Source organism: Pedobacter sp. 05L430, assembly GCF_056397585.1.
Map to the genome: position 1 here is coordinate 1 of NZ_JBFTNT010000027.1, position 22,610 is coordinate 22,610.

Here is a 22,610-nt window from a genome sequence, read left to right on the forward strand (position 1 = left end):
GGAAAATAGGTATTGCTTTAATTACCTCTTTTGCTGCCAGAGAAGCTTTTGTAGGTACAATGGCTACTATTTATAGTGTGGATAATGATGGGGAGGTTGCTACCATCCGCAATAAAATGCGCGGGGCGCGGGATCCGGATACCGGCCTGCCTGTATTCACATTTGCCACGGCATTTTCCCTGATGTTATTTTATGCTTTTGCAATGCAGTGTATGAGTACTGTGGCAGTGGTATTCAGAGAAACCAAATCCTGGAAATGGCCTATTATTCAAATTGTGTATATGACCGGAATGGCATATGTAGCGAGTCTGATCGCCTATCAACTTTTAAAGTAATTTAATTATCTTGGCCTTTGTGAAAAAGGAGAATATCTTAGCACAATACATGCCTGTTGCCGCGGCTCCAATTATAGCCCGGTGGATAGATTATTTTCAATGTGAATTTAAGATTTCTAAGAACAGAGCAACAAAGCTTGGTGATTACAGACATCCATTTAAGGGTGCCGGGCATAAGATTTCGGTCAATAATGACCTTAATGCTTACGCTTTTCTTGTAACCACTGTTCATGAATTTGCTCATCTGCTAACCTGGAACGACCACAAAAATAAAGTAAAACCTCATGGTGATGAATGGAAACGGAATTTTAAGCGCATGATGGTACCTTTTATTGAACAGAATATTTTTCCTGAGGACGTACAATCTGCAATTGTAAGCTATTTAAATAACCCATCTGCCGCCAGCTGTACTGATTTGAAGTTGTCAAGAGCTTTGAAAAAATATGATCTGCTGTTAAATGTTTCCCGCCTGGAAGAGCTTCCTATAAACACCGTATTTAGCATAAAAGACGGAAGACAATTTAAAAAAGGAGAGCGACTGAGAAAAAGATATCGTTGTGTTTGTCTTGATAACGGGAATACTTATCTTTTTAATCCGTTAGCGGAGGTAACACTGCCCGCTACGGGTACATAAACGGCTTCTTTGTCTCTTACTTCCCATTTTATATTCAATTTTTTGTCCTTATAAATTGAAGGGTCTTTTAACAGACTATCCACATAGCTGTCCGTATCCTTTATTAAAATGCTTGCGGTATAGCCGCCGGCGATTTTACTTTTTAAGAGAATATACCTTTCATCCGGAGCAGATATAACATTATCGAAAACCAAATCAAATTTATCAGCGCCGTTAACTGCGTCGTTTAATAACTTTATGTCTTCATTGTATTCTTTTGTCTGATCGGAAGCTGTTTTCTTTCTGATCTGGAAAGGCTCGGCTTTAAGCGATGTGAGGGTGGCTGAACTGCGGAATTCTTCTTTAAAGGGGATATTATTTCTAAGATAGGTGCGATGATCCTCAAAAACATCTGTTCCCTGTTTGGTTATTTTGGCTCCCTCCCTCAACAAAATCAGGCTATCATTTTTAAAATAGTATTTTTTTATCTCATTGCTTATTCCTTCATCATTTTCGTACTGAGAAAACAATACCGGTTTGCCATTCCAACTGTATTTTTCTACACGCATCGTTGCCTGCCCCAGTTGATAAACCAGACTGATATTCTTTTCATAAGTATTGAGGGTTGCATCAATGGAATCTGCATAAAGCAATATCGAAGCCTCTGTCATTGGAGTGCCAATACGCGCATTAACAAGATCGGCTTGAGGATGCTTAGGACCCTGATTACAACTCACAACAGTTATAGCGAGCAAGGAAAATAGAGATAATGATTTCATACGATGAACTTAGCTTGTGTTTAACTAACAGGCTATTATCATGCCAAGTTAAACTAGTAAGCCAACAGGCGTTTCACGGTATCCGGGAGGCTGCTTTTTGCCAGGAAACTATCTTCAAGCGTTTTGCTCATTGGTATGGCCGTGTCGGCACTTGCGCAACGCATAACCGGAGCATCGAGGTATTTAAAGCAATGTTCAGAGATCCATGCAGCCAACTCGGCGCCAAAGCCACAGGTTAACGTATCTTCATGTAAGATCAGGGCTCTGCCTGTTGTTTTAACTGCTGTGGCAACAGTTTCTTTATCCCATGGCTGCAAACTTCGTAAGTCGACTAGAGTGGCTGAAATCTCAGGATTTTCATCCAGATAAGAGAGTGCCCAGTGAACCCCTAATCCATAAGTTATGATAGTTAGTTGTGTTCCATGTTTTAAAATACTGGCCTTTCCAATCTCTATGTTATAATATCCGGATGGTACATTGCCACTCAAACTACGATAAAGATATTTATGCTCGAAATACATTACAGGATTCGGATCGTCTATAGCGGAAAGTAGCAATCCTTTGGCATCATAAGGGAAAGCCGGATAAACAACTTTTAGTCCGGGGGTTTTGGTAAACCATGCTTCATTGCTTTGAGAGTGAAAAGGGCCGGCTCCAGTTCCTGCTCCTGTAGGCATGCGCACCACAACATCAGCTTTTTCTCCCCATCGGTAATGGGTTTTTGCAAGGTTATTGACAATTTGATTGAAACCGCAGGTAACAAAATCTGCAAATTGCATTTCTACTACAGCTTTATATCCATTTATTGAAAGCCCTAAACCAGCGCCAACAATAGCAGACTCGCAGATGGGCGTATTTCTAACCCTTGCTTTTCCAAATTCCTTTACAAAACCATCAGTAATCTTAAAAGCCCCACCATATTCAGCAATATCCTGCCCCATCAAAACAAGGTTCTCATGTTTTGTCATGCCTGTTCTCAGTCCATCTGTGATGGCATCTAAATAGCGTATCTCTCTTGGTGATCCGGTTGGTTCAGTAGCTTCAAACAAATACGGCGAAAACATGTCGTCAAGTTCTGTTTGTATGTCGACAGTGGGCTCCTGGTCGCGAAAAGCAATTTCTATCTCCTGGTCAATATCTGTTTTGAATGAGGCGCTTATTTCCTGAACTAAGCGCTCTGTAAGAATATTTTGTTCAAGTAAGTACTGTTCAAAGTTTTTGAGGGGATCTTTTGCAGCCCATTTATCGAATAGCTCCTGCGGAATATACTTAGTTCCCGAAGCTTCTTCATGTCCTCTCATTCTGAATGTAAGGCATTCAATTAGGACTGGTCTTGGGTATTTCCGGATAGAAGTAGCTATCGAGTTCAGCGTATCATATACCTCCAGGATATTGTTGCCATCTACCTGAATTCCCTCAATTCCATATCCAATAGCTTTATCTGCAAGGTTTTTGCATTTGAATTGCTCATTTATAGGCGTGGAGAGCCCATAGCCATTGTTTTCTATAAGAAAGATCACAGGTAAGTTCCACACCGCTGCAACGTTTAGTGCTTCATGAAAATCACCTTCGCTTGTTGCCCCTTCGCCGGTAAACACTAAAGTCGCCTTCTCTTTATGTTCAATTAAATCCGCAAGTGCAATCCCATCAGCCAGTGCCATTTGAGGGCCAAGGTGGGATATCATCCCAATAATTTTATAATCCTGAGTCCCAAAATGAAAGGAACGATCTCTCCCTTTAGTAAAGCCTGTAATTTTGCCTTGCCATTGGGCCATTAGCTTTCTTAAAGGAATATCACGGGTTGTAAATACACCAAGGTTGCGGTGCATCGGCAGGATATATTCCTGAGCTTCCATTGCCATAGTACTGCCTACGGCAATAGCTTCCTGACCAATTCCTGAAAACCATTTGCCTATGCGACCCTGGCGCAGTAGGATTAGCATTTTCTCTTCGACCATTCTTGGATAAAGTAGGCGCTTATAGAAATTCAATAATGCGCTGTCACTTTTGTCTTTTCGGTCGAAGGTCATGCTTATAGGTTTTTAGATTCCTTATTTTTTTCTTCCCATTGCTTGGCAAAAGACTTTGGTGATATTACCGGCATGGAACGGTATTTACCCCATATTTTTCTAAATAGATTTTTAAGGAAGAAGTTCTTGATTTTTCCACTCAGGAAATCCATTCTTGATCTTTTTAACATGCCTACGTTCCAGATTTTCCAGCCTACTTCCTCGGCCTTACTATTGTCGTGGTTAGCAGCAGCGTCTCGTCTGTTCAGCAACAACATTTTATGAATGTCTATTTTAACCGGACAAACTTCTGAGCATTTTCCGCACAGGCTTGATGCGTAGCTTAAATGCTTGAAATCTTTCATGCCTTTAAGATGCGGGGTAATAATAGAGCCAATAGGGCCACTGTAAGTAGTATTATAAGTATGTCCGCCAATATTTTTATAAACAGGGCAAGCGTTGAGACAAGCACCGCAACGAATGCAGTATAAGCCCTGACGCTGTTCTTTTTGAGCAAGTAAATTGGTCCGTCCGTTATCAAGTAAGATTACGTACATTTCTTCCGGACCATCAGTTTCTTCACCTCTTCTGGGACCGCTTAGAATCGTATTGTAAACGGTTAGGTTTTGTCCCGTACCATGACTAGCCAAAAGCGGCCAGAAAAGATCAAGATCTGCCATAGAAGGAATGATCTTCTCGATACCCACAATAGCAATGTGTATTTTAGGGAAAGTTGTACATAGCCTTGCATTACCCTCATTTTCAGTTAAAGCAATGCTTCCTGTGTCGGCTATTAGAAAATTTCCCCCGCTAATCCCAATATCCGCTTTCAGGTATTTATCTCTTAAAAGCTCACGAGCCTTTTGGGTAAGCTGTTGAGGGGTATAATCGAGAGGGGTACCAAATTTTTCATGAAATAATTTAGCAATATCCTCTTTGCTTAAATGCATTGCAGGCGTCACAATATGATATGGGGGTTGCCCCAGTAGTTGTACTATATATTCGCCCAGATCACTTTCTAGGGATTCAATATCATTTTTTTCAAGAAAATCATTTAAATGAATCTCTTCTGTAGTCATGGATTTCGACTTAATTACTGTCTTTCCACCATTCTTTTTAATGATATTCAGAATTTCTTTTTGGGCTTCATTGGTGTCGTTTGCCCAAATTACTTTACCGCCTCTACGTTGGAAATTGGATTCGAACTCTGGTAAAAACTTATCCAGGTTCTCCATAACGCGCCACTTAATAACGTGTGCTTTTCTTTTGGAGTTCTCTAAATTTTCAAACTTGGATAATCCGCGTTCAACAGCAAGATTATATTTGCCTATGTTATGATTGATAGTGTTGCGATGTCCTAAATCGAAGGCCTTCTCATCTGCCTTCTCCAAAAATTCCTCTGATATATCCATCGTTTTCACCTGTTTTTATTTACCTATTCAATTCTCAGATATAGCTTTTTAAGGCTTTAAACCATTTCCCCTGGTTTTGAATCTTGTTAGTTTCAAACTTAGATAAAACTATGCAAGTATTCATGAAAAAAAGTAATTTGACTATTACATCTTTGGCGTGCCGTCGTCATTTTTATTAACCACCGGGCGCTTTAATCCATTGGCTAGTTCCCAGGCTGTAAAGTAAACCAATTTGGCTCTTTTGGCAAGCATAGGAAAATCTATCTTGCTTACCTCATCTCCGGGCATGTGGTAATCATCATGTACACCATTAAAATAGAAAATTACCGGAATGCCATGTTTGGCAAAATTATAATGATCAGAACGATAATAGAACTGATTAGGGTCTGTGCGGTTATTATATTTTTCATCGAGATTGATATTCACATAAGTTTTGTTGGCTTTTTTACCAATTCTGTCCAAATCTGAGCTTAGCATGTCTGAACCAATAATGTAAACGAAGTTGTTATCACTTTCGTGTGCCTTGTCGCCACGGCCAATCATATCGATGTTTAAGTTTGTAATGGTGTTTTCTAAAGGAAAGACAGGATTTTCTGAGTACCATTCAGATCCAAGTAATCCCTTTTCTTCACCTGTAACAGTCATAAATAAAATACTTCTTTTAGGGCCTTTGCCTGCTTTCTTTGCTTTAGCAAATGCTTCGGCAATTAACAACACACCCGTTGTACCAGATCCATCATCATCTGCACCATTGTTGATTTTATCATCGCCTTTGGCATCAGGTGTAATACCAATGTGATCGTAGTGGGCTGTGATTATCAATACTTCGCGCTTTAGTTTGGGATCTGAACCCGGCAAAAAACCTAAAACATTCTCAGATTTAACTTTTTTCTCGACCTTGCTTGCGCTTGCGCACACGCTTATTTTAATCTCTTGTGGAGAAGGTTTTCCACTGTCAGTTATTTTCTTTTTAAGTGCGTCGATGTTTGTGCTGGCTCCGGCAAGAATTTTATTTGCAAGTGAAGTCCCTATTGTGATAACAGGCATAGTTTGAGGAACATCCTGACGGTCCATCGTTTCCTTATTCTTTAATGCCATTTCTTCCGATTGGAGATAGCCTTTTAAATTGTCAGGCATATTATCAACAATAGGGTCAATAAGCAGAACTGCCTGTGCCTTTTGCGCTGTCAGATATTTAAGTTTGGCATTTAAAGCGCTGGAATTTCTTATAGATGCAGTAGGGGCGGGAGATCCGGGTTCTCCTGATTTAAAGATCATTACTACCTTTCCGGCTACTGTTTGGCCAGCATAATCGTTGTAATCATCTTTTGTTAGCCCATAGCCGGCAAATAATATGCTGTTGGCATTAAAAGCAAAACCTTTGGTCGAAACGGTTTTGGGCATAATGAAAAAATCAGTTAAAGGTTCGGCCGGTTGACCATCTACTGTTACTATTTGTGAAAGACCAAACGAAACTATGTCAACTGGCTGAAAGTAATCTCCGGATACAGGACCTTTTAAACCAATGGTTTTAAAGTGGTTTTTAATGTATTCGGCCGCCATCCAACCACCTTTTTTCCCAGTTTCTCTACCTTCGTATTCATCGGATGCCAATATTGACAGATGTTTGGAAGCATTATCTTTATTGATGGTCTGACTGAATTTTATGGCATCTTTATTTTGTGCCACTGCAGTACAGCCAATAAGTAATAAAAAACTTGAATATAAAAGCTGCTTTTTCATCTCGGCCGGATTAAATTTCTTAGGTTCTCTTTATTTCGATTGGTTTTTAGCAGGACATTTTTCCAACCCTTACACCATGCCTGCCGCCTTCAAAAGGTGTATTGATGAAGGTTGTTGCCATTTCTTTTGCAAGATCTTCTGAAACAAATCTGGCAGGAATGCACAAAACATTTGCATTGTTGTGTTGTCTTGCAAGAGCGGCAAGTTCATTGAGCCAGCAAATCGCTGCTCTTATTTGCTGATGCTTGTTTGCAGTAATTGCCACACCATTTGCGCTTCCGCATACTAAAATGCCAAAGGTATACTCGCCACTTTCGACTGCTGATGCTACAGGGTGTGCAAAATCAGGGTAATCAACAGATTGGCTTGAATAAGTTCCAAAGTCTTTAACTTCATAATCAGTTAGGTAGGATTTTAATAGCTCTTTATATTCAAAACCTGCGTGATCTGCGCCTATTGCAATTTTCATTTTTTTATCTATTGACATTTTAAAACTTTGTTATTTAATTAAATATTGTACTAAGCCTATTTTACCTTGGCCACACCATAAATATCTTTATTTCTTTTCTTCTCTATATTTGCAGATATAAAGATACTCAATTCATAAAGCAAGAATAATGGCAGTGCTACAATTAGCATTGTGTATGGATCGGCAGTTGGTGTAACTACAGCTGCTATTATTAAAATAAGAACAGTTGAGTATCTTCTGCTTGCCCGCATAAATGCCGGAGTCATTATACCTAATTTTGATAAGATATAGATGATGACCGGTAACTGGAAAATTACTCCGGAACCAAGCGTTAAGGTCATTACTGACGAAAGATAAGAGTCAATTGTAAAGGTATTTTGAATCTCAGGACTTACTGTAAAATTAGTTAGGAAGTTGATGGATAAAGGGCAGATGATGTAATACCCAAATAGTATACCTAAGAAAAACAGGAATGAAGCAAAAGCTACAAAGCCACTTGCAGATTTTCTTTCGTTCTCGTGCAGTGCTGGTTTTACAAATAACCAAAGTTCAAACAGGAGATAGGGGATACCCAATATGATACCTACCATTACACATGAATTCAGCTGGAGTGTGAACTGTCCGGCCATCTCTGTATTGATGATTTTTGCATCAATTTTTGTAATACAGAACTCCGGACCTATAGAAGGAAAGCGCTCTACCAGCTTACACATCATACGATAGGTCCAAAAGCTGGGGTTTTTTGGGCCCATAATGATCGTGTTGAAAATAAAATCAGTATAGTAAAATGCCCCAATGGTAAGTACCAGAACAATGGCTAATGCGCGCAATAAATGCTTTCTAAGTACGTCAATGTGGTCAAAGAAAGACATTTCCGCTTCTAATGTTTTCCCTTTTTCTTTTATAGCACCAATAAGGTCCCTTTTTTTAGTATCACTCATGTACGTTATTTGTAAAACAAAAATACCATTCTATTTTATTCAGAATGGTATTTACGTTTTAAATCTTATAAATAGTTTTTTCTATTCTGAAAATTCGAAGGTTTCCATAAACTTCGTGGTAAAATTACCAGCTCTAAAGTTAGGATCTTTCATCAATTTTAAGTGAAAAGGTATCGTAGTTTTTACACCTTCAATTACAAACTCACTTAATGCACGCTCCATCGTACTAATTGCTTCCTCACGTGTTTGTGCAACACAAATTAATTTAGCAATCATAGAGTCGTAGTTAGAAGGAATTTGATAACCAGCATAAACATGCGTATCAACCCTTACACCATGACCTCCGGGAGAGTGGAAGTTGGTTATTTTACCTGGACAAGGTCTGAAGTTGTTAAAAGGATCTTCCGCATTAATCCTGCATTCAATTGCGTGCATATCAGGCATATAGTTTTTGCCAGAAATAGGAACACCTGAAGCCACTTTAATTTGTTCTTTGATCAAATCGTAGTTGATTACTTCTTCAGTTACCGGATGCTCAACCTGAATACGGGTATTCATCTCCATAAAATAGAAGTTGCGGTGTTTGTCAACCAGGAATTCAATTGTACCGGCACCTTCGTATTGAACAGCGATTGCCCCTTTGATAGCAGCTTCGCCCATTTTCTCTCTTAACTCAGGAGTCATGAAAGGAGATGGGGCTTCTTCAACAAGTTTCTGGTGACGACGTTGTATTGAACAATCGCGTTCAGATAAATGGCAAGCTTTGCCATACTGATCACCAATGATCTGGATCTCGATATGACGTGGGTCTTCGATGTATTTTTCTAAATATAATCCATCGTTTCCAAAAGCAGCACCCGATTCTTGTCTGGCGCTATCCCATGCATTTTCGAACTCTTCATCTTTCCATACCACGCGCATTCCACGACCACCACCACCGGCAGTTGCTTTCAGGATAACCGGATAACCCATGCCGTTGGCAATTTTTATACCTTCTTTAACACTTTCAAGTAAACCTTCAGATCCGGGAATAGTAGGAACGCCTGCTTTTTTCATGGTCTCTTTAGCCGACGCTTTGTCGCCCATAGAGTTGATTTGTTCAGGTGTTGCTCCAATAAATTTAATACCGTAATCACGGCAAACGGAAGAGAATTTAGCATTCTCAGATAGAAATCCGTAACCTGGGTGAATTGCATCTGCATTTGTTAATTCAGCAGCAGATATAATGTTAGGAATACTCAGGTAAGAATCTTTACTTGGTGGCGGCCCTATACAAACAGCTTCATCAGCAAAGCGTACATGTAAGCTTTCCCTGTCAGCAGTAGAGTAAACAGCTACCGTTTTAATGCCCATTTCTTTACAGGTGCGAATAATTCGCAATGCGATTTCGCCCCTGTTGGCAATTAATATTTTCTTAAACATATATTTTTCCTTTTCGTCATCCTGAAATTTCAGGAGTAGTATTTATTGATTTTTTGTCTTCAAGAATGCTACGCAGTTTATTTCAGGATCTATTTTGAATATGGAGATACCGAAATTCAGCCTGACGGATTAAATTGGTTCTACTAAAAACAATGGCTGATCATATTCTACTGGTGATGCATTATCAACAAGTACTTTTACGATTCTTCCAGAAACTTCACTTTCTATTTCATTGAACAATTTCATTGCTTCAATAATGCAGATTACTTTACCAGTAGAAACCTCGTCACCAACGTTTACAAATAGTGGCTTATCAGGACCGGCTGAGCGATAAAATGTTCCGATCATTGGAGATTTAATGGTAATGTATTTTGAAGTGTCCTCAGTTGCAGGAGCTGCTTTAGTTTCTGTAGCTGACACCGGTTGTGGCGCTGCGGCTGCAGGGATTGCAGACGTAACAACAGGAGCTGGAACAGTAGCATGAACAACTGTTGGGGTCTGATTTGTTTTAATAGTTATCTTGAAGTCTTTTTGCTCAATAGCGACTTCATTTACGCCCGAACGAGAAACAAATTTAATAAGTTCCTGAATTTGTTTGATATCCATTTTTTGGTGTTATTTTAAGAAAACAATGTGTTTTTAGAATTAACTAAGTTATGATTAATTATGATAAAATCATCATGAGTTTGCATTCAAAAAATCTATAAATGCATCTCATAACGACTTAAAAGTCTTTAAGTTGTATTCTGATTAAAAATTTAATACGCCCATTTTAAGTAAACCGAACCCCATGTAAAACCACCGCCAAAGGCTGCAAGTATAATGTTGTCGCCTTTCTTCAATTGACTTTCCCATTCCCATAAACATAGGGGGATGGTGCCGTTAGTAGTATTACCATAGCGCTGAATGTTGATCATCACCTTTTCAGAACCAACTCCCATTCTTGAAGCTGTGGCATCAATAATTCGTTTATTGGCCTGATGAGGTACTAACCAGGTTACATCTTCAGAAGTAAGATTATTGCGATCCATAATTTCAGCTGCAACATCCGCCATATTGGTTACGGCAAATTTGAAAACAGCCTGCCCCTCCTGATAAACGGCATGTTCATGGTTATCAACTGTTTCATGGGATGCCGGTCTTGCAGAACCACCAGCTTTCTGGTGCAAAAATTGTCTGCCTGAACCATCGCTCCTAAGGATAGAGTCCATTACTCCGAATCCTTCTTCGTTTGGTTCTAAAAGTACGGCGCCACAACCATCGCCAAAAATAATGCAGGTAGTACGGTCCTGGTAGTTAATGATGGACGACATCTTATCGCCTCCAACTACTAAAACCTTTTTGTGTTTACCCGATTCAATAAACTGAGCTCCGGTTGAAACACCATAAATGAAACCAGAGCAAGCTGCCTGAAGGTCGTAACCCCATGCATTTTTTGCTCCAATTTTGTCTGCCAGTATATTAGCAGACGCAGGGAAAGGTAAATCAGGTGTAGTCGTACAGAAGATGATCAGTTCGATCTCTTCAGCAGTGATTCCACGTTTTTTAAGTAAGCCATTAACAGCATGAACTGCCATATCTGAAGTGCCTAAACCTTCACCTTTTAGTATTCTGCGCTCTTTTATGCCTGTTCTGGACGTGATCCATTCATCCGTAGTGTCTACAATCGATTCTAGCTCTTTGTTTGTAAGCACGTATTCGGGAACGTAGCCATTAACAGCCGTAATCGCAGCATGAATTTTACTCATTTCTTGATATTAATTATTAAAAGCGGCTTGTATCTTGCCTACCAAGCCTGTAGTAATCATGTCTCTGGACTGTAATATCATATTTTTTACTGCCGTAGGACTAGAAATTCCATGTCCTATAACAACCGGAGCATTTACACCAAGAACCGGGCTTCCGCCGTAGTTCTCGTAATTAAAGCGGTCAAAGAATTCATCCTTTAAACCTCTTTTTAATGTTAGTACATAGAATGATTCTGCAAGTTTAAGCATTACATTTCCAGTAAAGCCATCACAAACAATTACATCGGCCTTATCGTTAAATAAATCCCGGCCTTCTACATTACCTATAAAGTTAAACAGGTTGGTATCTTTCATTAAAGGGAATGTTGCCAAACTCAGCATATTTCCTTTTTCATCTTCCTCACCAATATTCATCAAGGCTACTTTAGGATTGCTTATACCCATTACATTTTCTGCGTACAAGCTTCCAAGAACACCAAATTGTAATAAAGTATCAGGCTTACAATCTGCATTGGCGCCTACATCCACCATTAAACCTACGCCACCGCTAAGCTTTGGTAAAAAAGTAGAAAGACATGGTCTTATGATTCCGGGAATAGTTTTTACACTAAAAACGGCACCAACAAGCATGGCTCCCGAATTACCGGCGCTTGCAAATGAATCAAGTTTACCTTCTTTAAGTAAATTGAAACCTATAGAAATACTGGAATTAGGCTTCTGAACGATAGCCTTAGTGGGATGTTCACCCATACCTATTACCTCCTCGGTATGAACATATTCAAAGAGATCCGGATCAAATCCGTTTTCGGAGAGTAAAGGTTTAATCTGCTTCGTATCTCCAATAAGCACTATCTGCTCATCTGGAGATAACAATGGATGGGCTGCTATTGCTCCTAAAACATTTGCTTTAGGAGCATAGTCTCCGCCCATTATATCGAGACCTATTTTCATAGTAAAAAATCAGTTTGTGTATAAGGTAAAATCACCCTTGTTTCCAGTCTCTAAGTTAAACTTTCAAAGACTTAAAACACAAACTATTTTTCAGAAAATTAACCTATTGAGGTGTTTTCAATAACCAATTTACCGTTGTAGTACAAGTTACCATCAACGTTGTAAGCGCGGTGAGGTGTGTGGATTGCACCTGTTGTTTGACAAGTAGCTAAAGAAGGAGCTTCTGCTTTATAGTGGGTTCTTCTTTTATCTCTTCTACTTTTAGAAATCTTGCGTTTTGGATGTGCCATTGCTGATTTATTTAATTATTATTTTAATTTTTTTAATGCTGCCCAACGTGGGTCATCATCTTGTTGTTCTTCTTCTTCTTTTTGTGATCCGATAGAAAGACTTTCCAGTCTTGCTATCATTTCCTGGTCGCATTGCTGGCCTTCGCCATTTTGCTCGCATATTTTTATATATGGTACAGATACTGTGATGAATTCATAAATAAGTTCTGATACATCGATCTCACTTTCTTTTTTACTAAGAACAATGATCTCCAGATCATCACTCTCTAACTCATCTTCAGCAAATTTTACAATCTGCCTTTCCTGTACGCTTATTGGTGCTCCAAACTCGGCTAAACATTTGTCGCAATCTAAAATTATAGTTCCTTCAATATGGAACTGCAAAATCAGCATTGTTTCTTGTTTGTCTAATTCAACGCTAGCTTTTAAATCACCTTTTTTTACTAAAGAGTATTCAAAAGCATCAAAAAAGCTGTTATCAATCTCAAAATCAAACTGATGTTTGCCAATTTTTAAGCCGGTAAATGGGATTGAAAATTGTTTTAATGGTTTCAATTGTAACAAAATTTTAGCCCGCAAATGTAAGAATTAATTTGACATTTCTAAAATGTTATTGAAAAATAAAATACTCTTAATTTGCGTCATCCTTCATGTCTGCCGCAGTTTCAATAATTTTTCCACCACTGCGCAGTTGATTTTTTAATAATTCTTCTTGTTCTCTGCGGTTTTTCACAATGTGAGTAGCGGCAAAAACGGCTTCTATAAACGAAGTCGGATCTGCAACATTCTTTCCTGCTATATCGTATCCTGTACCGTGGTCTGGTGAAGTGCGTACAATCTTCAATCCAGCACTATAATTAACACCTGTGCTAAAAGCAATTGTTTTAAAAGGGATAAGGCCCTGGTCATGGTACATGGCCAGTACAGCGTCGAATTGCTTATACCCACCATTACCAAAAAAGCCATCGGCAGGGTAAGGGCCAAAGCAAATTACTCCTTTGTCGAAAGCTTCCTGAATAGCAGGTGTAATAATATCGGCCTCTTCTTTTCCTAATAAACCATTGTCGCCAGCGTGAGGATTAAGACCCAGAACTGCAATTTTTGGTTTTTCTATCCAAAAGTCTTTCTTAAGACTTTCATTCATCATTACCAGTTTCTTTACAATTTTGTCTTTAGTAATACTTGCAGATACCTCTGTAATAGGAATATGTCCGGTTACCACACCTACACGAATGTCCTCGCTTATTAAAAACATCAGCACATCATCACTACCGCTGCGTTGTTGCAAGTACTCTGTATGTCCAGGGAAATTAAAAGTATCAGATTGGATATTGTGTTTATTAATAGGAGCAGTTACCAATGCATCAATATTGCCATTAATGAGGTCGTCTGTGGCTTTCTCTAACGATAAAAGGGCATATTTACCGCCAATTTCGTTAGAAACTCCTAAGTCTATTTTAACATCTTCTTCCCAGCAATTGATCAGGTTTGCTTTTTTAGGATTAGCTGCATCAGCGTTATTGATCACATTAAAAACAAGATCATTCATGCCTAATGCCTTACGGTGATAAGAAGCAACTTTAGTATGGCCATAAACAATTGGCGTACAATAGTCCAGGATGCGGTTTTCAGATAAGGTTTTAAGGATAACCTCTAATCCTATGCCGTTTACGTCACCTATACTTATACCGATTTTAATTTTATTGCTCATATCTAAATAGAAAATTTAGCGCAAATTACAGAATTTCACCTGAATGTTAGTCCGATACTAGTAAAAGTTTACTTATTTTGCACCTTTTAATAGATCAGGATATGAGTTTGGTAAAGGCAAAAAAGCATTTAGGGCAACATTTTTTAACGGATAAAAACATTGCGGCAAAAATAGTAAACGGCCTTATTCATACCGATAAATACAAACAAGTACTTGAGGTAGGCCCGGGCATGGGAATCTTATCAGATATTTTACTGGAACGGACAGACCTTGAAACTTTTTTAATTGATATAGATGTGGAATCGTATCGTTTTCTGCAGGAAAAATATCCTCAGCTTGGCGATAGACTAATAAATGGTGATTTCCTGGCATTAAATCTTTCTGAAATTTTTCCTGACAAGTATGCGATCATCGGAAACTTTCCTTATAATATTTCTTCTCAAATCCTGTTCAAGATTCTCGAAAACAGAACACATGTTGTGGAAATGGTTGGTATGTTTCAGAAAGAAGTTGCAGAACGCTGTGCATCTAAGGCAGGAACTAAAGACTACGGCATTTTAAGTGTGTTGATCCAGGCTTATTACGATATTGAATACCTGTTTTCTGTTAAGCCCGGTACATTTAATCCCCCACCAAAAGTAAATTCAGGTGTGATCAGGCTCAGCCGGAATAATGTAGAAACACTGCCGTGTGATGAAAAGCTTTTCTGGCGTACCGTAAAAGCGGGTTTCAATCAAAGAAGAAAAACATTGCGTAATGCGCTATCCGGGGTGGTACCTAAAGATAAAATGGATGACCATGCCTTTTTTGATAAACGTGCGGAGCAATTAAGCGTTGCAGATTTTATAGCGCTAACACAGCATTTAGCACAGCTATCTCAGTAAAATCAAATCACTAAACCCTGTATTTTTGCATAAATAGAATTCTAATAATGACCAAAGGGAAAATATTAATAGTAGACGATCTGCATCCGGCATTTAAAGAAAGTGCCATTGCACTGGGATACGAAGTAAACGATCAACCGTTAATTACAAGAGCCGAAACGCTTGCTGTAATTGCTGAGTATGAAGGAATAGCTGTTCGAACAAAATTTTTGATTGATAAAGAACTTTTAAGCGCGGGCGTTAAGTTAAAATTTGTTGCAAGGGCAGGAGCGGGATTAGATAACATAGATGAAGCGTTTGCCAAGGAAAAAAATATTGAGCTGCTAAATGCTCCCGAAGGAAACATGGATGCTGTTGGAGAGCATGCTACAGGTTTGCTGCTTGCACTTATGAATAACTTCCGCAGGGCAGACATTGAAGTACGAAATGGTGTTTGGGACAGAGAGGGTAGTCGTGGATTTGAGCTTAAAGGTAAAACCGTAGGGATAATAGGCTATGGCTTTATGGGTAAAAGCTTTGCGAAAAAATTAGCAGGTTTTGAAGTTAACGTTATTGCATATGATAAATATAAAACAGGCTTTACCGATGCTTACGCTAAAGAAGTAAGCATGGAAGAGATTGTAAAGCAAAGCGATGTGCTGAGCCTACATATTCCGCTTACATCTGAAACCAGGCAAATGGTAGATGAGGAGTATCTGTTTCACTTCCGCAAGCCAATATTTTTTATCAATACCGCAAGGGGCGAGGTAGTAAATACAAAGGCAGTCTTAAATGCAATAGCTGCAAATAAAATACTCGGCGCAGGGCTCGACGTACTAGAGGTAGAGAAATTTCCTGCTTTGGGAACTCAGAACTGGTACCAGGAGCTGGCTAAATCCGACAAGGTGATATTAACACCACATGTTGGGGGCTGGACCTTCGACTCTTATCGCAAGATTTCAGAAGTTCTGGCAGAGAAGTTACGCAACTTATAATTTCTTTAGCCAAATATTATCAGCTGGTTTGGCATCCATAAAAATACCGCCATCTAAGGTGATCGATCGTACGGGGGCATCTGCCCTGATTTCAAAAAATGTCTCTTTACGGTTGTTTTTCCATGTTTCCGGAGTTCGGTGAATCAGCTGTTCCTTGCCGTCRTTATAAATAACCTTCAGGTCAAAAGGAATTGCAAATCCTCCGGCATTTTTTACTGAAATCGTATAATTGTTCCCCTTTACAATTACCTTTTCAATAGCAAGGTCTATGTAGCTGCTACTAAAAAACCAATTGTTCCAAAACCAGTTTAAATTTTGTTTTGTGGCGTCATTAAAGGAATAAAAGAAATCCCATGGAATGGGGTGCTTACCATTCCAACGATCCATGTAGGTATGCAGTGCCTTTCCAAATACTTCGTCGCCAAGTAAATCTTTTAAAGCCAGATATGCCAATGAAGGTTTACCGTATGCATTATTGCCGTATCCGGCATCTGATACCTGGGTTGACATAGAGATAATTGGCTGATCTTGCTCCGTTGAAGGGTCAGATATCCAACGTTGTACCCTGAACTTCTTATAATTTTCTGCGGCTTTTTCTTTGCCTAATTGCTGTTGCCCTATCAAATATTCTAATGTGGTGGCCCAACCTTCATCCATAAATGCATAGCGTGTTTCATTGGTGCCCATGTAAAAAGGGAAATATGTATGAGCAATTTCATGATTAAGTACGAATTGAGAAAACTCCAGATCTGGCGTGCTGGAGTCATTCACCATCATTGGATATTCCATGTCAGCAAATCCCTGAAAAGCGGTCATTTTGGAGAAAGGGTAGGGCACCCCAGGCCAGTTGTTAGAGAACCAATCCAGTGCAAGCTTGCCCCATTCAACTGCATGAGAAAAATCATTTGCAGCTTCATTATAAGCCGCCTGAACACTAACCCTTCTATTGGTTTTCTTATCAACTACAATACTTCCTGCATCCCATAAATAGCTACTGCTTAATGAAAAAGTAACATCGCTTATATTGTTGGCTTCAAACTTCCAGATGTTGTCGTCTTTTGGTTTTGTTACCCCGCCTTTTTTCATTTCAGCGGCTGTAGCAATATGGATCACCTCGTCAGAAGTGTAAGACTTTTTAAGTCTCGACGCATATTCAGCTTCCAAAACTTCATCAGGGTTTAACAGATCACCTGTTGCCCAGACAACATAATTTTTTGGCGCTTTAACAGCAAGTTTATAGTCGTTAAAATCGTTATAAAACTCTGTTCTGTCGCTATGCGGAATCATATCCCATCCATTGTAATCATCATATACAGATATTCTGGGGTAAGCGTAGGCCACAAAAAGAGAAGTGTTGTCGATTTGTCCCTCGCGACCACTCTGCTTTGACAAGGGATAGTTCCATTCGATCACAAAGGTTGCCGATTGGCCAGAAGGGAGTGGGCTCTTAAGTGCAACACTTGCAACCGTCCCCCAATTGGTACTGTTCACTTGGTAGGCCTGGCCATTTACTGTAAATGAGGAGATTTTTAAGCCGGAGCTTAAGAAATCAGCACCAACATAACCAGATCTTGGAGATTCTGGTTTGTGGATATTGTTTACGAATCTTATTGCGGCTGATTTTAATGTATCAGGGCTATTATTTGCGTAAACAATAGTTTCTTTTCCAGTTACAATCTTGTTTTTTTCGTCAACCGATACCTGAATGTCATACTTTCCCCGATTTTGCCAGTAATTTTTACCTGGTTTCCCATCGTATGAACGTGTTCCATTATCATATGCATTTTTTATATTTCTGGGTGTGTATAATTCTTGTGCACTAACTGTAAATGAAGTGATTAAGAATAGAAATAGGGTTTTTAAAGTATTCATTCTATAACTGTTAACTTAATGGAAATATAAAAATAGCCTTATTTTGTTCATAACTGCATCATTTTAGATCAATAATTTGTTTTTGTGGTATTACCCCATTATCTTCGTTTTAATTGAAGCAAGACTATGTAGGTTTAGAATCCCATGTAGTCTTGTTTGTTTTTTAGAGTAACTAACAAAATAAACGAGCTATGACAGAGGTAACATATTATACCCAAGATGGTTTAGAGAGACTAAAAGAAGAGGTGCACTATTTAAAAACTACCGGAAGGCAGTTAATATCTAAAGCAATAGCAGAAGCAAGAGATAAAGGTGACCTTTCTGAGAACGCGGAATATGATGCAGCAAAAGAAGCCCAAGGTTTACATGAAGCCAAGATAGCTAAGCTTGAAACAACACTTTCAACAGCAAGGCTAATTGATGAATCGAAACTGGATACTTCTAAAGTACTTGCATTATCAATCGTAAAGATCAAAAATGTTAAAAATGGCGCTACAATGAGCTATCAATTGGTAGCGGAGTCGGAGGCAGATTTAAAAACAGGAAAGATTTCTGTAAAATCTCCTATTGCCCAGGGTTTATTGGGTAAGTCAGTTGGCGATAAAACTGAAATTCAAGTACCGGCCGGTAAAATTGAATTCGAAATATTGGAAATCACGAGATAAAACCCAAAATCATGTCAAGCATATTTTCAAAAATTGTTAATGGCGATATTCCGGCACATATAGTTGCAGAAACCAGTGAATTCCTTGCCTTTTTAGACGTGAGTCCGTTAGTAATGGGGCATGTACTGGTTATTCCAAAAAAGGAAATTGATTACATCTTTGATATGGATGACGAAAGTTATTTTGGACTGACCTTGTTCGCAAAAATTGTAGCCCAGGGGTTAAAGGAAGCTTTTCCCTGTAAAAAAGTAGGCGTGGCAGTAATCGGACTTGAAGTACCACATGTGCATATTCACCTGATTCCAATGAATGCCGTAAACGACATGAATTTTAGTAAAGAAAAGCTAAAACCTACAGACGAGGAATTGGCAGAAGCGGCAGCTAAAATTAAAGCAGCACTAACCCTCGATTAAAGACATTATTTTGAAATACCTGAAAGGCAGCGTCTAAAAACGCTGCCTTTTTTTATTTTAACTTCTCGTTGTTTTTATGCCTTTCCGCATCGCGAATATTCTTTTTAACCAGGTTCTTCTCCAGGGCAGTGGTCAAATCAATGCCGGTCTGATTGGCCAAACATATCAATACAAAAAGCACATCAGCCATTTCATCACCCAGATCAACTGCTTCGTCGCTTTTCTTAAAAGATTGCTCGCCATACTTTCTAGACATGATTCTGGCTACCYCACCCACCTCTTCCATTAAAATGGCGGTATTCGTTAATTCATTAAAATACCTGATGCCTGTGGTATTAATCCATTGGTCTACAGTTTTCTGTGCTTCTTCTATTGTCATTTTAGTCTTCTTTCATTTCCGCTCTTAACCGGGCATTGATGTCAATTTTAGCGTTCTCCAGTAAATAAACGGATGTCCCGTATTCACGGGCCATTTTATTTTTAACGGAATTGATTTTCGATACCCGTTCAAATATAGGTTTTTCCACTTTCCGATCGGGATCATCATCGTCTATACTCGTAACAAGGATAACATTTTTAATTTGTTTGTCCAGATTAACCCAGGTAATGTAGTCTGCACTGAAAGAAACAGCATTGATGTTTTTAAAAGTAGAATAATGATTTATAGCTCCGGCTTCTCCATAATTATCACAAAGAATAATCAGGTTTTCCTTTTGCGGGATCCTTTTATAGACCTCATCTACAATTGTTGCCAATTCTTTCCAGCCAAGCATGTCAGCAAAATCCTGAGGGAGATGATGGTTTTTCCCGTCTTCCCATCTCATAACACCTAGTTTTTCAAATTTCTCCTTTTTAAGGGTAATTTCCCTCGGGGTTAGTATTGGATAGGCATAAGGCAGGATAAGAAAAAACATTGCTACAGCAGTAATTAAAGGAATAGCCTTAAGATATCTTTGCCATCCAGTTTTAAGTAAAGCGGCGAGATAAACAGATCCGCAGGCTAGTAAAACAGGATAAAGCCCGGCAGCATAATACCCTTTTGCCCTAAACCAGGTAAACAAGCCAATGGTAATCAGGTAGCTTAAGCCAATCCATCTTAAATTTTTAAATGGTTTATAAACAAAAAAGGCAATTGCTGCAGCAAATAAAATCCACAGATCGCCGATGTAATAAAGCAACTGCTCTTTTAGGAAGTCTATTCGGTTAATTTTATCCAACTGGGTTGCTGCAAGCTCCTTCATATGTTTAACCACAGGGAAATGATTTTGATATTGCCATAACAGATTTGGTAAAACCAGCAGTAGGCCAATGGCAATGGCGAAGTATAAGTGTTTTACAGCAAATATATGCCGCTGCGCGGATATGGAAAACCCAAGCCCTAAACCAACAACCAAAAAAGCAATACTGTATTTGTTTAAAAAACCAATTGCAATGGCAAGTATTGCATAGTAAATAAACCTTGGCGCATTTGTAGAGATGTATTTTATAAAGTAATAGTAAGTGGCTGTCCAGCATAAAATATCAAAAGCATTGGGCTGAAATAACATATCCAAACGCGCAATGGCACATGCAAACAATGCCACCATACATAATATCTTGGCAAACAGATCACCTTTTAGCGCTTTTACAATAAACCAGGAATACATTAATGTACCTGCGCCAAAACACGCGGTAATCAGACGTATTATAAAAGTACCGCCGCCAAGCATTTTTATGATCCATGCAAAAATGGAGGTAACAGGAGGAACAGATTGAAAGCCCCATGCCAGATGGTTTGCCTGATCGAGGTGTAAAAACTCATCACGATGTAATTCGTATACCGGATTAATCAGGAAACAGTGTAAAAAAAGCTTCAATACAACAAAGGATACTAAAACAATGGTTTCAGTGTTGGTTTTTTGGAGTGGCATACCAGTAATTTAGGTAAGATTAATTTATGATGAAAATAAATTTACCCAAAATTCAGCAAAGCTGTTATTCTTTGTTTTTTGTGTCGATACTGATGGTAACCGGACCATCGTTTACAAGGCTGATCTTCATGTCTGCCCCGAATATTCCGGTTTGGACTTCTTTATTGAGCAATGAAGACAATTGCTTAATCATGGATTCATATAGGGGAATGGCCTTGTCAGGTCTTGCTGCCCTGGTAAATCCGGGCCTATTGCCTTTTTTAGTAGACGCAAACAATGTAAACTGACTAATCAGTAAAATGTTTCCATCAATATCTGCGAGACCTTTGTTCATTAGCCMGTTTTCATCTCCAAAAACCCGCATGTTCACTATTTTTTGAGCCAGCCAATCCAGGTCTTCATGTGTGTCGGCATCTTCAATACCTAGCAATACCAGAAAACCATCGGTAATGGCACCTGTTATTTTGCCGTCTACCTTACAGCTGGCTTCAGTAACTCTTTGGATAACCGCTCTCATACCGCTTAGGCCCGTGTTTCGTTGCCGTTATAAATACTAAGATAGCTTTCGTACCTGCTTAGCTCTATTTCACCATTTTCTACCGCTCTTATCACAGCACATCCTGGTTCATTCACATGTCGGCAATTATTGAATTTACATTCATTCATCAAGTCCCTCATCTCTCTGAAATAATGACCAAGTTCTTCAGGCCTGATGTCAAATATGCCCAGTTCTCTGATGCCCGGAGTATCTATAAGATAGCCTCCGAAAGGTAAAGTATGCATCTCTGCAAAAGTTGTAGTGTGCTGGCCYTTGTCGCTGGCTTCCGATATTTCACCAGTCTTAATGCTTCTTCCGGGTAGTAATGCATTAATTAGACTTGATTTTCCTACACCTGAGTGGCCAGAAAACAAAGTCGTTTTGTCTTTAAGTAAACTTTCTATCTGAGGGATATTGGTGCCTTCTATAGCAGATACGGTATAGCATGGATAACCTATGTTTTCGTAAATAGCTGCATATTCAGCTAAAATAGCCAGGCCATCTTCATTAAAGAGGTCAAGTTTATTGAAAATCAGAACCGCAGGAATGGAATAGGCTTCGGCCGTTGCCAAAAAGCGATCTATAAAACCTAAAGACGTGCGGGGAGAGGCAAGGGTAACTACCAGAAAAGCCTGATCCATGTTGGCCGCAATAATTTGAGCCTGTTTTGATAAATTGATGGATTTACGGATAATGTAGTTTTTCCGGTCGTGCAGTTTATGAATCACCCCATTGTCGGAATTTGGCTCAAGTTCAAACTCTACCTGATCACCAACGGCAATAGGATTTGTGGTCTGAATACCCTGAATTCTAAACTTGCCCTTAATCCGGCAGTCATAATTGATGCCATTTTCTGCATGTACCTGATACCAGCTTCCTGTTGATTTAATTACTAATCCTCGCATATAAAGGTGTAAAGGTAAGAAACCTG

The 22,610-nt window shown here is 39.0% G+C and carries 24 protein-coding genes; 6 read left to right on the forward strand and 18 right to left on the reverse strand.

The annotated features are described in order from the left end of the window. Positions 1-335, forward strand: a 335-nt coding sequence (locus tag AC1DG9_RS07255; protein WP_477634469.1) for a nucleoside recognition domain-containing protein, incomplete at its 5' end; no start/stop codon positions are given. A gap of 49 nt (positions 336-384) precedes the next feature. After that, positions 385-969: a SprT-like domain-containing protein gene (locus tag AC1DG9_RS07260; protein ID WP_172662414.1), complete on the forward strand. Its 585-nt coding sequence runs from the start codon at positions 385-387 to the stop codon at positions 967-969. On the opposite strand, the gene AC1DG9_RS07265 is transcribed toward AC1DG9_RS07260, so the two are convergent. The 13 genes from AC1DG9_RS07265 to pdxA form a co-directional block, all read right to left on the reverse strand. After that, entirely contained in the window at positions 918-1,727 is an 810-nt protein-coding gene (locus AC1DG9_RS07265; RefSeq protein WP_288882715.1) for a hypothetical protein, read from the reverse strand. The two genes, AC1DG9_RS07260 and AC1DG9_RS07265, sit on opposite strands and share 52 nt — an antisense overlap. 53 nt (positions 1,728-1,780) lie before the next feature. After that, a complete protein-coding gene (locus AC1DG9_RS07270) occupies positions 1,781-3,757 on the reverse strand; it encodes an alpha-ketoacid dehydrogenase subunit alpha/beta (protein WP_288882714.1) in 1,977 nt (658 codons plus the stop codon). A 2-nt stretch (positions 3,758-3,759) separates the two neighbouring features. Then, complete coding sequence (locus AC1DG9_RS07275) at positions 3,760-5,148, reverse strand: LutB/LldF family L-lactate oxidation iron-sulfur protein (RefSeq protein WP_172661935.1); 1,389 nt, start codon at positions 5,146-5,148, stop codon at positions 3,760-3,762. A gap of 144 nt (positions 5,149-5,292) precedes the next feature. Beyond that, positions 5,293-6,891 carry a M28 family peptidase gene (locus AC1DG9_RS07280; protein ID WP_288882713.1) on the reverse strand — a complete coding sequence of 533 codons (1,599 nt, stop codon included), beginning with the start codon at positions 6,889-6,891 and terminating at the stop codon, positions 5,293-5,295. A gap of 46 nt (positions 6,892-6,937) precedes the next feature. Beyond that, positions 6,938-7,360, reverse strand: a complete 423-nt coding sequence (gene rpiB, locus AC1DG9_RS07285; RefSeq protein WP_216854433.1) for a ribose 5-phosphate isomerase B — start codon at positions 7,358-7,360, stop codon at positions 6,938-6,940. Positions 7,361-7,416: 56 nt separating this feature from the next. Further along, on the reverse strand, positions 7,417-8,301 hold the full coding sequence (gene tatC / locus AC1DG9_RS07290) for a twin-arginine translocase subunit TatC (protein WP_172661932.1): 885 nt from the start codon (positions 8,299-8,301) through the stop codon (positions 7,417-7,419). A gap of 81 nt (positions 8,302-8,382) precedes the next feature. Continuing rightward, a complete protein-coding gene (gene accC / locus AC1DG9_RS07295) occupies positions 8,383-9,723 on the reverse strand; it encodes an acetyl-CoA carboxylase biotin carboxylase subunit (RefSeq protein WP_172661931.1) in 1,341 nt (446 codons plus the stop codon). A 129-nt stretch (positions 9,724-9,852) separates the two neighbouring features. Continuing rightward, positions 9,853-10,329 carry an acetyl-CoA carboxylase biotin carboxyl carrier protein gene (gene accB, locus AC1DG9_RS07300; protein ID WP_288882712.1) on the reverse strand — a complete coding sequence of 159 codons (477 nt, stop codon included), beginning with the start codon at positions 10,327-10,329 and terminating at the stop codon, positions 9,853-9,855. Positions 10,330-10,481: 152 nt separating this feature from the next. Continuing rightward, the gene (locus AC1DG9_RS07305) at positions 10,482-11,471 is read right to left on the reverse strand and encodes a beta-ketoacyl-ACP synthase III (protein WP_172661929.1); all 990 of its coding nucleotides are present in this window, start codon (positions 11,469-11,471) and stop codon (positions 10,482-10,484) included. A 9-nt stretch (positions 11,472-11,480) separates the two neighbouring features. Continuing rightward, positions 11,481-12,422: a phosphate acyltransferase PlsX gene (gene plsX, locus AC1DG9_RS07310; RefSeq protein WP_048903634.1), complete on the reverse strand. Its 942-nt coding sequence runs from the start codon at positions 12,420-12,422 to the stop codon at positions 11,481-11,483. Positions 12,423-12,520: 98 nt separating this feature from the next. Continuing rightward, complete coding sequence (gene rpmF, locus AC1DG9_RS07315; protein WP_048903635.1) at positions 12,521-12,712, reverse strand: 50S ribosomal protein L32; 192 nt, start codon at positions 12,710-12,712, stop codon at positions 12,521-12,523. A gap of 18 nt (positions 12,713-12,730) precedes the next feature. Next, positions 12,731-13,267, reverse strand: a complete 537-nt coding sequence (locus AC1DG9_RS07320; protein ID WP_172661928.1) for a YceD family protein — start codon at positions 13,265-13,267, stop codon at positions 12,731-12,733. Between the two features lie 76 nt (positions 13,268-13,343). Then, positions 13,344-14,423, reverse strand: a complete 1,080-nt coding sequence (pdxA, locus tag AC1DG9_RS07325) for a 4-hydroxythreonine-4-phosphate dehydrogenase PdxA (protein ID WP_172661927.1) — start codon at positions 14,421-14,423, stop codon at positions 13,344-13,346. A gap of 101 nt (positions 14,424-14,524) precedes the next feature. On the opposite strand from pdxA, the gene rsmA reads away from it, so the two are divergent. After that, the gene (gene rsmA / locus AC1DG9_RS07330) at positions 14,525-15,307 is read left to right on the forward strand and encodes a 16S rRNA (adenine(1518)-N(6)/adenine(1519)-N(6))-dimethyltransferase RsmA (RefSeq protein WP_172661926.1); all 783 of its coding nucleotides are present in this window, start codon (positions 14,525-14,527) and stop codon (positions 15,305-15,307) included. A 47-nt stretch (positions 15,308-15,354) separates the two neighbouring features. Then, positions 15,355-16,281: a 2-hydroxyacid dehydrogenase gene (locus AC1DG9_RS07335; RefSeq protein ID WP_288882708.1), complete on the forward strand. Its 927-nt coding sequence runs from the start codon at positions 15,355-15,357 to the stop codon at positions 16,279-16,281. Here the strand turns inward: AC1DG9_RS07335 and AC1DG9_RS07340 are convergent. Then, positions 16,276-18,153: a M1 family metallopeptidase gene (locus AC1DG9_RS07340; RefSeq protein WP_337717861.1), complete on the reverse strand. Its 1,878-nt coding sequence runs from the start codon at positions 18,151-18,153 to the stop codon at positions 16,276-16,278. The two genes, AC1DG9_RS07335 and AC1DG9_RS07340, sit on opposite strands and share 6 nt — an antisense overlap. 191 nt (positions 18,154-18,344) lie before the next feature. On the opposite strand from AC1DG9_RS07340, the gene greA reads away from it, so the two are divergent. Both greA and AC1DG9_RS07350 read left to right on the forward strand, forming a co-directional pair. Beyond that, a complete protein-coding gene (gene greA / locus AC1DG9_RS07345) occupies positions 18,345-18,818 on the forward strand; it encodes a transcription elongation factor GreA (RefSeq protein WP_048903641.1) in 474 nt (157 codons plus the stop codon). Between the two features lie 11 nt (positions 18,819-18,829). Next, positions 18,830-19,231 (forward strand): HIT family protein, encoded by a 402-nt coding sequence (locus AC1DG9_RS07350; RefSeq protein ID WP_172661923.1) that lies wholly within the window; start codon positions 18,830-18,832, stop codon positions 19,229-19,231. 52 nt (positions 19,232-19,283) lie between these two features. Here AC1DG9_RS07350 and AC1DG9_RS07355 read toward each other — a convergent pair whose 3' ends face one another. From AC1DG9_RS07355 to rsgA, 4 genes are all read right to left on the reverse strand, one after another. Further along, positions 19,284-19,610, reverse strand: a complete 327-nt coding sequence (locus AC1DG9_RS07355) for a nucleotide pyrophosphohydrolase (protein WP_477634470.1) — start codon at positions 19,608-19,610, stop codon at positions 19,284-19,286. A 1-nt stretch (position 19,611) separates the two neighbouring features. Next, on the reverse strand, positions 19,612-21,141 hold the full coding sequence (locus AC1DG9_RS07360; protein ID WP_288882702.1) for a glycosyltransferase family 39 protein: 1,530 nt from the start codon (positions 21,139-21,141) through the stop codon (positions 19,612-19,614). 64 nt (positions 21,142-21,205) lie between these two features. Next, positions 21,206-21,658 (reverse strand): D-aminoacyl-tRNA deacylase, encoded by a 453-nt coding sequence (gene dtd / locus AC1DG9_RS07365; RefSeq protein ID WP_477634471.1) that lies wholly within the window; start codon positions 21,656-21,658, stop codon positions 21,206-21,208. Positions 21,659-21,663: 5 nt separating this feature from the next. Then, positions 21,664-22,584: a ribosome small subunit-dependent GTPase A gene (rsgA, locus tag AC1DG9_RS07370; RefSeq protein ID WP_048903646.1), complete on the reverse strand. Its 921-nt coding sequence runs from the start codon at positions 22,582-22,584 to the stop codon at positions 21,664-21,666. Positions 22,585-22,610: the final 26 nt, after the last annotated feature.

Bases quoted from the DNA above. Each gene is read 5' to 3' on its own strand.
- AC1DG9_RS07260 (WP_172662414.1), top strand. From the start codon at position 385: ATGCCTGTTGCCGCGGCTCCAATTATAGCCCGGTGGATAGATTATTTT.
- AC1DG9_RS07265 (WP_288882715.1), bottom strand. From the start codon at position 1,727: ATGAAATCATTATCTCTATTTTCCTTGCTCGCTATAACTGTTGTGAGT.
- AC1DG9_RS07270 (WP_288882714.1), bottom strand. From the start codon at position 3,757: ATGACCTTCGACCGAAAAGACAAAAGTGACAGCGCATTATTGAATTTC.
- AC1DG9_RS07275 (WP_172661935.1), bottom strand. From the start codon at position 5,148: ATGGATATATCAGAGGAATTTTTGGAGAAGGCAGATGAGAAGGCCTTC.
- AC1DG9_RS07280 (WP_288882713.1), bottom strand. From the start codon at position 6,891: ATGAAAAAGCAGCTTTTATATTCAAGTTTTTTATTACTTATTGGCTGT.
- rpiB (WP_216854433.1), bottom strand. From the start codon at position 7,360: ATGAAAATTGCAATAGGCGCAGATCACGCAGGTTTTGAATATAAAGAG.
- tatC (WP_172661932.1), bottom strand. From the start codon at position 8,301: ATGAGTGATACTAAAAAAAGGGACCTTATTGGTGCTATAAAAGAAAAA.
- accC (WP_172661931.1), bottom strand. From the start codon at position 9,723: ATGTTTAAGAAAATATTAATTGCCAACAGGGGCGAAATCGCATTGCGA.
- accB (WP_288882712.1), bottom strand. From the start codon at position 10,329: ATGGATATCAAACAAATTCAGGAACTTATTAAATTTGTTTCTCGTTCG.
- AC1DG9_RS07305 (WP_172661929.1), bottom strand. From the start codon at position 11,471: ATGAGTAAAATTCATGCTGCGATTACGGCTGTTAATGGCTACGTTCCC.
- plsX (WP_048903634.1), bottom strand. From the start codon at position 12,422: ATGAAAATAGGTCTCGATATAATGGGCGGAGACTATGCTCCTAAAGCA.
- rpmF (WP_048903635.1), bottom strand. From the start codon at position 12,712: ATGGCACATCCAAAACGCAAGATTTCTAAAAGTAGAAGAGATAAAAGA.
- pdxA (WP_172661927.1), bottom strand. From the start codon at position 14,423: ATGAGCAATAAAATTAAAATCGGTATAAGTATAGGTGACGTAAACGGC.
- rsmA (WP_172661926.1), top strand. From the start codon at position 14,525: ATGAGTTTGGTAAAGGCAAAAAAGCATTTAGGGCAACATTTTTTAACG.
- AC1DG9_RS07335 (WP_288882708.1), top strand. From the start codon at position 15,355: ATGACCAAAGGGAAAATATTAATAGTAGACGATCTGCATCCGGCATTT.
- greA (WP_048903641.1), top strand. From the start codon at position 18,345: ATGACAGAGGTAACATATTATACCCAAGATGGTTTAGAGAGACTAAAA.
- AC1DG9_RS07350 (WP_172661923.1), top strand. From the start codon at position 18,830: ATGTCAAGCATATTTTCAAAAATTGTTAATGGCGATATTCCGGCACAT.
- AC1DG9_RS07360 (WP_288882702.1), bottom strand. From the start codon at position 21,141: ATGCCACTCCAAAAAACCAACACTGAAACCATTGTTTTAGTATCCTTT.